At 69.6% G+C, this 8,107-nt stretch carries 10 protein-coding genes and 1 pseudogene; 1 reads left to right on the forward strand and 10 read right to left on the reverse strand.

The annotated features are described in order from the left end of the window. The 5 genes from ACWCO3_RS27565 to ACWCO3_RS27585 all read right to left on the reverse strand — a co-directional run. Positions 1-756: ABC transporter ATP-binding protein (locus ACWCO3_RS27565; RefSeq protein ID WP_450012800.1), on the reverse strand; the 756-nt coding region annotated here is incomplete at its 3' end. Positions 757-761: 5 nt separating this feature from the next. Further along, the gene (locus ACWCO3_RS27570) at positions 762-1,946 is read right to left on the reverse strand and encodes a polyamine ABC transporter substrate-binding protein (RefSeq protein WP_145786396.1); all 1,185 of its coding nucleotides are present in this window, start codon (positions 1,944-1,946) and stop codon (positions 762-764) included. A gap of 295 nt (positions 1,947-2,241) precedes the next feature. Next, the gene (locus ACWCO3_RS27575) at positions 2,242-2,436 is read right to left on the reverse strand and encodes a DUF397 domain-containing protein (RefSeq protein WP_145786395.1); all 195 of its coding nucleotides are present in this window, start codon (positions 2,434-2,436) and stop codon (positions 2,242-2,244) included. Beyond that, a complete protein-coding gene (locus tag ACWCO3_RS27580) occupies positions 2,427-3,170 on the reverse strand; it encodes a DUF5753 domain-containing protein (RefSeq protein ID WP_450012807.1) in 744 nt (247 codons plus the stop codon). The genes ACWCO3_RS27575 and ACWCO3_RS27580 overlap by 10 nt, the downstream gene beginning before the upstream one ends. Positions 3,171-3,593: 423 nt before the next feature. Then, positions 3,594-3,968: a DUF3499 domain-containing protein gene (locus ACWCO3_RS27585; protein ID WP_088986253.1), complete on the reverse strand. Its 375-nt coding sequence runs from the start codon at positions 3,966-3,968 to the stop codon at positions 3,594-3,596. A gap of 152 nt (positions 3,969-4,120) precedes the next feature. Between ACWCO3_RS27585 and ACWCO3_RS27590 the strand changes: the two genes are divergently transcribed. Continuing rightward, the gene (locus ACWCO3_RS27590; RefSeq protein ID WP_145786394.1) at positions 4,121-4,570 is read left to right on the forward strand and encodes a metallopeptidase family protein; all 450 of its coding nucleotides are present in this window, start codon (positions 4,121-4,123) and stop codon (positions 4,568-4,570) included. A gap of 114 nt (positions 4,571-4,684) precedes the next feature. Here the strand turns inward: ACWCO3_RS27590 and ACWCO3_RS27595 are convergent, their stop codons facing one another. From ACWCO3_RS27595 to fbiC, 5 genes and pseudogenes are all read right to left on the reverse strand, one after another. Continuing rightward, complete coding sequence (locus ACWCO3_RS27595; protein ID WP_088986255.1) at positions 4,685-4,942, reverse strand: WhiB family transcriptional regulator; 258 nt, start codon at positions 4,940-4,942, stop codon at positions 4,685-4,687. A 458-nt stretch (positions 4,943-5,400) separates the two neighbouring features. After that, the gene (locus ACWCO3_RS27600; protein WP_358161828.1) at positions 5,401-5,730 is read right to left on the reverse strand and encodes a phospholipase; all 330 of its coding nucleotides are present in this window, start codon (positions 5,728-5,730) and stop codon (positions 5,401-5,403) included. A gap of 20 nt (positions 5,731-5,750) precedes the next feature. Then, positions 5,751-7,145, reverse strand: coding sequence for a DUF4331 domain-containing protein (locus tag ACWCO3_RS27605; RefSeq protein WP_450012803.1), 1,395 nt, complete (start codon positions 7,143-7,145; stop codon positions 5,751-5,753). A 51-nt stretch (positions 7,146-7,196) separates the two neighbouring features. Continuing rightward, on the reverse strand, positions 7,197-7,475 hold the full coding sequence (locus ACWCO3_RS27610; protein WP_450012805.1) for a hypothetical protein: 279 nt from the start codon (positions 7,473-7,475) through the stop codon (positions 7,197-7,199). Positions 7,476-7,633: 158 nt separating this feature from the next. After that, positions 7,634-8,107: pseudogene (gene fbiC / locus ACWCO3_RS27615) on the reverse strand (7,8-didemethyl-8-hydroxy-5-deazariboflavin synthase); the annotation flags it as partial.

Consider the following 8,107-nt stretch of genomic DNA (forward strand, 5'->3'; position numbering starts at 1 on the left):
GCTGACGCCGGTGGCCTCGCCGGCGAGCAGGTTGGACTGGCCGAGGAAGTTCGCGACGAACGCGGTGGCGGGGAACTCGTACAGGTCGGCGGGTGCGCCGAGTTGCTCGATCCGGCCGGCGTTCATCACCGCGACCGTGTCCGCCATGGTCATGGCCTCCTCCTGGTCGTGGGTGACGTGCACGAAGGTGATGCCGACCTCGGTCTGGATGCGCTTCAGCTCGATCTGCATCTGCCGCCGCAGCTTCAGGTCGAGCGCGCCCAGCGGCTCGTCCAGGAGCAGCACCTGCGGCCGGTTGACCAGCGCGCGGACCAGCGCGACCCGTTGCTGCTGACCGCCGGACAGTTCGGCGGGGCGGCGGCTGCCGTAACCGTCGAGCTGCACCAGCGACAGCATCCGGTTGACCTCGTCGTCCACCGAGCGGATGCCGCGTCGACGCAGCCCGAAGGCCACGTTCTCGAAGACGTCGAGGTGCGGGAAGAGCGCGTAGCTCTGGAAGACGGTGTTGACCGGTCGCTGGTGCGCCCGCAGCCGGCCGATGTCCCGGTCGCCGAGCAGCACCTGACCGCTGGTCGGCTGCTCCAGACCAGCGATCATCCGCAGGGTGGTGGTCTTGCCGCAGCCGGAGGCACCGAGCAGGGCGAAGAAGGAGCCCTGGGGAATCGTCAGGTCGAGGGCGTCGACAGCGGTACGGGTGCCGAACCGCTTGGTCAGGTCGGCCAGGCGCAGATCGCCGGCCGGTGTCTCCCGCGCCATCCTCGTCACGCTCCGATGACCTGCTGGAACTTGCCCTCGTACTCCCTCTCCTGCTTCTCGTCCAGGGTCATGAACACCGTGGACCTCGACAGCAGTGCCTCGTCGGGGAAGATCAGCGGGTTGGCCGCCAGCTCGGGGTCGATCTTCTCCATCTCGGCCTGGGCGCCCCGGACCGGGCAGATGTAGTTGACGTACGCGGCGAGCTTCGCGGCGACCGCCGGCTCGTAGTAGTAGTTGACGAGCTGCTCGGCGTTGGCCTTGTGGGTGGCCTTGTTGGGCACCAACATGTCGTCGCTGTAGAGCATCACGCCGGAGTCGGGCGCGACGAACCTGACCTTCTCGTCCGCGCCGGCGAGCTGGATGACGTCGCCGGACCAGCCGATACACGCGGCGATGTCACCCTTGGCCAGGTCGGGCGCGTAGTCGTTGCCGGTGAACCTGCGGATCTGCCCGGAGTCGACGGCCTTCCTGAGCTTGTTCAGCGCGTCGTCGAACTGGGCGGGCGTGAAGTTCGCCGGGTCGTGCCCGTTGGAGGAGAGCAGGAGGCCCATGGTGTCGCGCATCTCGCTGAGCGCCGTGACCCGGCCCTTGAGGTCGGGGCGGGTGAGCAGCTCGTCGACAGTCCGCAGTTCCTTGGTGACGTTGCCGTTGTACGCCAACCCGGCGAGGCCGGACTGCCACGGGATCGAAATCCGGTTCTCGGTGTCGAAGGAACGGTCGAGCAGCGATGGAAGCAGGTTGGCCCGCACGTTGGGGATCCTCGCCGGGTCGAGCTTCTGCACCCAGCCGAGCCGGGTCATCCGGGCCGCCATCCAGTCGCTCAGCACGATGATGTCCCGGTCGATGCTCTGACAGGCAGCGAGCTGGTTCCGTACCTTGCCGAAGAACTCGTTGTTGTCGTTGATGTCCTCGGTGTAGGTGACCTCGATGCCGGTCTTCGCGACGAACTCGTCCAGGCTCGGCCGCTTGGACTCGTCAGTCTCGTCCACGTCCAGGTACTGCGGCCAGTTGGAGAAGGCGATCTTCTTCTCGGTGCCGGACAGGTCCTCGCTGACGCAGCCGGCCTCGGTCTGCTGGGCGCCCTTGGTGCCGCAGCCGGCGAGGCTGCCGCCCGTGGTGAGCACGGCGACCGCGCCCAGAGTGCCGGTGAGTAGTCCACGCCGGGAGAGGGGCCGGAGGGGCGCGCGCATCAGTCTTCCTCAGGGTCGGTGCCGTGGACGCCTGACACGATGACAAACCCGCAGCGCCAGAAGAGCATCGGGGCCGACGCATCACCGCCCGTGCAGGCGGTCCTCACGCTCAGCTCGGTCCGCTCGCGTGCCGGGCGGCTCGATCCACTCGCCTTCCGGGAAGTCGGGGTGTCCGCGCGCCGGGATACCGCGCTTTGCAAAAACGCGAGTGGATCAGCGGGCGGCCAGGGACGAGTGGCCGGTCAGGGGCGGCCAGGGACCAGCGGCCGGGCGGCCAGGGATCAGCGGCCCGGGCTCAGCGGCCGGGCCGACGGACACCCTCGACGAAGGACGCCCAGGCGGCCGGCGCGAAGGCCAGGGTGCCGCCGTCGCGGTCCTTGCTGTCGCGCACCAGCACCCGACCGGGCAGGTTGGCGGCCACCTCGACGCAGTCGCCGCCGTTGTTGCTGCTGCGGGTCGCGGTGTGCCAGCGGGCGTCGGTCATGTCCATGTCGTCGCCACTTCCCTGATCAGCTCGGTCGACCGGCGTTGGGGCAACGCCTCGCCGGTGACGCTCTCCCACCTGCGTCCCAGGCTAGCGACGTCGGCGGGATCGGTCACGATCTGACCGCGGAGCTGGTTGTCGAGATACGCCAATTCCGTCCCGTCGGGCAGGCGACCCAGCACGAAGGGACCAGCCAGACCGGTGTGCCACGGGCTGTCGGCCGGGATGACCCGGACCTGCACGTGTTCCCACTCGGCGACCGCCGCCAGGTGGGTCAGCTGCTCGGACATCACGGCGCGGTCGCCGACCAGCCGACGCAGCACCACCTCGTCGATCACCGTCACGAGCTGCGGTGGGGCATCGCGGCCGAGGACCGCCTGCCGTTCGAGGCGGCTCGCCACGATCAGATCCACCTCGGACGGTGGGACCAGTCCACCGGTGCCCAGCACCGCGCGGGCGTACCCCTCGGTTTGCAGCAGGCCCGGCACGAGCAACGGCTGATAGGACCGGATCGAGATGGCGTCCTGCTCAAGCTCGGCCCATGGTCGGAACCACGGCAGGTCACGGCGGCGGAACGGCTCCGGCCAGAGGTCGGCCGCGTCCCGGCACAGGACCTTGGCCACCGCGACCCGGGTACGCGCGTGCGGGATGTGCCCCACGGCAAGCCACCGCGCGGTCGTCTTGGGGTGGACGCGAACCTTCTCCGCCAGCGACTCGACCGTCTCCCCCGCCTCGGCCATCGCCACCCGCAACGCCTCGTTCGCCACCGGAGCCTCCCGCCCGCCAGGCGCACATCGCGACTTCGCTCGATGCACGTTGCGGCGGATGGTAACCACGCTGCGTGGCGATGTCTGCGGTCTACCGGCGTGTGGCGGTCAGACATGTCGGCGCGCTTCCAGAACGCTCACTGAACGCGCCGAAGGTGCCCCACCAACGTCCCCAGCCAGGCCGCCGCACCCGTGCGACCGATCCACTCCACGTCGCCGATAAGGCGGTATCAACCAGCCCCGACACCGCCACATCGCCGATCAGGTGTGGATCACCCCGCACCCACCTCGCCCACGCCTGTTGATCAAGAGCTTTCGGTCAGAAGTCGGCGCGTTCTTGACGCAAACCTCTTGATCAACACCGAAGGGCAGCCGGAAGGGGCGGGGGCCCAGGGGTTAGTGGTTGGGGGGAATTACGCGGAGGTGGCCTCGGCGGCCGGTGGAGTGGGACTGGTCGGAGTGCGACCGGTCGTGGGGCTCCTCCGGCGGGCGGGGGGCCGGGCGGGCGGCCTCGCGGACCGCCTCGGCGAGCGCGACCAGGTCGTCGGTGGTGGGCGGCGGCGGCTCGAACTCACCCTCGTGCCGGACCACGTCCCAGCCCCGCGGCGCGGTCAGGCTGCGGGCGTGCGGCTCACACAGGTCGTACGTGTGCGGCTCGGCGAACGCCGCCAGCGGCCCCACCACCGCTGTCGACTCGTTGTAGACATAGGTCAATGTGGCGACCGCTTGCCGGGGGCAGCCGTTACGGGAGCAGCGCCGTGGTGACCTCACGGCGGCAGGGTATCTCCATTACCGGGTCCGGCGCATCGCTTCGCGTTGCGACACGCCCGTCATGGTGATCACAGTTGACCGTTCCGGGCACGCCGCGCCACGGGAGCGGCGCTGCCGCTGACCAGCCCAACGTGGGCGCTACCCTTTGCCTCATGACGAGTCCGGAACACCGCCGCCCCGGCTCCGGCCGGCGTGCGCACCGCGACCGGCACGGGCGCGGCCTGCGCGGGCGGTTGGTGCCGGCCACCGTGCCGCTGGCGCGGACCAAGGCCGAGGTCTTCGACGACCTGGTCCTGGATACGGTGGAGACGCTGGAGCGTCGGTTCGCCAAGGAGTTGGCCGGTGTCGAGTTCGCGGTCGAGGACGTCCCACCGGACCTGAACGTCTACGACTCCGACGTCCTGGAGGACGGCGAGGTCCCCCTGGCCCGACTGCTGCCCGGTCGCCCGGGCCGGCAGGAGGTGCCGCCGAGGATCGTGCTGTACCGGCGGCCCCTGGAGTTCCGGGCGATGGACCGTGAGGACCTTGCCGATCTCGTCCACGACGTGATCATCGAGCAGGTGGCGAACCTCCTCGGGGTAGACCCCGAAGAGCTGGCCTGAGCAGTCCGGCCGTGCGCCGCGCTGAGCGACCCCCCGCGGGCCGGACCCTGCTCCGATAGAGCTGCCATCCGGGTGCGCTGTCGGGCGGCCCCCACCGCCCCGACCTCGCACCGCTCAGGCGGCCCGCCGCTTCAACTTGCGCCGCTCCCGCTCGGAGAGCCCACCCCAGATGCCGAACCGCTCGTCGTGACCCAGAGCGTATTCAAGGCACTCGGTCTTGACCTCGCAGCGCCCACAGATCCTCTTCGCCTCGCGGGTGGAACCGCCCTTCTCGGGAAAGAACGCCTCGGGGTCGGTCTGCGAGCACAGTGCTCGCTCCTGCCACTCCGGCGCGTTTCCGAGCAGGTCGGCCACCTCAAGCTGGCCGTCCATCAAATGCCTCCTTGTCGCGCACCGGCGTCATCGCCGCTGCAACCCCCCACGCGAAAGGCGTGCTTGTCCGTCCGGTCCCGTTTTGTTGCGTTCCGTGCGAACAACCCCATTCAAATTACACGCGTGTAATGCGTGCGCCGTCAAGCCAAACTTGATAATGGAGTCGCCCTCCCGACACCCCCGGCCGGCCATCCAGGCCGTCCAGCCTCGCAACCTGCCCTATCGATTCAGACCCCGGCCGAGTAACGCCCTCTCCGGCGAGTTGCCCGACTTTTCTGCCGTGGCGCTCCCCCCACGGGCCGCCGCCAGGGCAGCACGAGACACCCCCATCACTAAGCTGATCTTGGTGGGGGACAGGTTAACGCGGCGCGGCACAGACTGCCCGTCGAGCAGTGGACAGCACGTACGCCCCGTCCACAATGTGGACGGGGCGCGACGTGGAAATCGGTGTCGAGAGGTCAGCTGGCGACCCCGAAACCGCTGCTGGGCCACACGAACTCGGCTATCCCTCCACCATGGACAGAAACCGTCCCCGCAGAGGTCTGCTCGTCCCACCAGACGGTATAAATTCCGGCCGGCAGGTCGGGATAGACCGCACTGTGGAACGAGCCGTCCCGCACCCGGCGCTCACGCACCGCCGAGTGGACCCGACCATCCTCCTCCCGGCTGATCTCGATCTCCCGACCGTGCAGATCCGGGCTCGTGTAGACGATCAAGGCGCCGGTGTCGCCGCCCAGATCGAGGACCACACTCCCGGTCTCCGACGGCCCGTACGCGTGATCATGCATCCGCTTCTCCCCCGCGCCGATCAGGACCCCGCCGACGGGTTGTTGAACCCGTCGTACGGCGTACCCAGGTAGGGGAAGTTCCCGAGGAACGGCGCTGTCACATCCGCGGCGCTCAACCCCGGGGTGACCGCGGCAGCCGCCGCGTCCGGGCGGAACGTCTTGTCCACCAGCGGGACGGTCAGCCCGGCGATCGCCCGCAACGCGATGCTCACCACGTCGTCGCCGACCCGCCGCCCGTTCGGGAACCCGGCCAGGTCACCCGCGAGCACCCCGAACCGGTCCGGACGCTTGGTCGGCGGGATCGCGGTGTTCAGCCGCAGCATGTCCGCCTGCACGTCGCCGGTCGCGTTGGTGAAGCCGTCGATCAGCCCGGCCGGTACGCCCGTGAGCAGGATCGCCACCAGGTCGGCGCGGGCCTTCTTGGCCTTGGTGAGCTTGTCCAGGTTCGGGAAGACGTCCGGGTAGAGCGCCGGCAGCAACGCTGCCAACTCCGGCTGCTCGACGAACTGCGCGAACCGCTTGTCCTCCGACGGCGGCAGCGAGTTCCACTGGTCCTTCTTGGACATCGGCACGATGACCTCGTTGAACAGCGGATTGCCCAACCGGGAGACCTGCGTGAACGGGCCGGTGGCGGTGTCCGCCGCACCCCGGTCGCCGAGCACCCGCACCTGCCGGCGCGACGCCGACGTCCACACCCCGATCACCGACGCCCGGTCACCGACGCCGTACCGGTTGGCGCGCCGACGCACCCGGTCCAGGGGCACCTGGACGGCGATGCTGTGCACGTTCATCCGGTCGGTGGCGTTGACCGGCTCCCCCTCGGCCTTGAAGATCTTCTTGCCGGCGACGTGCAGCTGCTGGAACGGCCGCAGCGTGCCCAGGTCGAAGATCGCCCCCAGGTCGACGAAGAAACCGTCAGCACGCTGGCCGGCGAAGACCCGTTCCCCGGTGGACAGCGAGTACGTCGCCTGCCGGACCAGCTCGGCGTACTTCGGGGTCGACAGCGGGCCGACGTTGCACGGCGGGCAGGGCAGTTTGTGCGCCAGCCGGTGCTCTCGACCGTCGGCCACCCGGGTCAGGCTGTAGAACTGGCGCCGGTTCCAGGTCTTGCTGTCCAGCGAATCGATCGGGCCGGTGTTGTAGAGGAAGCTGTTCGGGTTGGTGATCTCGGTGGTGAATTCGAACCGGTAGGTGACATCCGGGCGGCCGTCACCGTCGTTGTCGATATGGATCTCGTAGCGCACGTCGTCGCCGAACTCGAAGAAGTTCGGACCCCCGGAGGGAAGCTGCAACGGCACGTAGTTGGCGATCAACGTGACCGTGTCGCGCTTGTCGGGGCTGACGAACGCGTACAGGTCGGAGCTGTCGGCGACCGGATCCTTGGCTATCTCCGGGGCCTCGCGGTGGGAAGACATGGCGGACCAACCTCACTGGGCGGGAACAGGGTGGCAGGGCGGGATGTCGGGTCAGCGCCGGGCGGCGCGCCGCAGTCGATCCGCCAGGCCGCGGTCGCGTACCTCGATCCGGGTCTCACCGACGAAGACGTCCATCGTTCCGGAGCTTGCGTCGCGCAGATGCACGACGATCGGCTCGTCGGCCCGCCCGGCCGTGCCGGGGGCGTTCTGCGCGGCCGACAGGCCCGGCACGGTGAGCGCGGCGGCCCCGAGGGTGGCGCTGGCCGCGGCGGTCAACGTCTGCCGGCGGGTCAGTCGCGGCCACTGCCGCTTCCGCTGATCACTGGTCATGGGCAACCTTTCCGGCGGCGGCGCGAACGCGCCCGCTCAGACGGTCGGGTCCGGTGCCGTCCAGCGACGCCGGGCCCCGAAGGGACACCGGCGGCGGTCCTCGCCGCGACCGCCGCCGGCATCGCGTGGTACGGCCGGAGGCGGGGAAAGGTTCGACGTCAGGATCTGGCGTGACCGTACGCGGTCGTACGCTTACGCGCCGGACGCCCGGCCGCCGTCGCGATGGCCCGCAACTGCTCCTCGGTACGCGCCGAACCGTTGCCGGAGCCGGCCATCCGGGAGATGGTCTCCTCCATCAGCGTGCCGCCCAGGTCGTTGCAGCCACCCTGGAGCATCGCCACAGTGCCCTCGTCGCCCAACTTCACCCAGGAACACTGGATGTTGTCGATCCGGCCGTGCAACAGCAGCCGGGACATCGCGTGCACCACCCGGTTCTCCCGCCAGGTGGGCCCGGGTCGGGCGATCCCGGCCAGGTAGATCGGGGCGTTGGTGTGCACGAACGGCAGCGCCACGAACTCGGTGAACCCGCCGGTACGGTCCTGCACCCCGGCCAGCACCCGGAAGTGCGCCAGCCACTGCCCGGGATGGTCGACGTGGCCGTACATCATCGTGGAGCTGGACCGGATGCCCAG

The organism is Micromonospora sp. NPDC002411, from assembly GCF_053592955.1.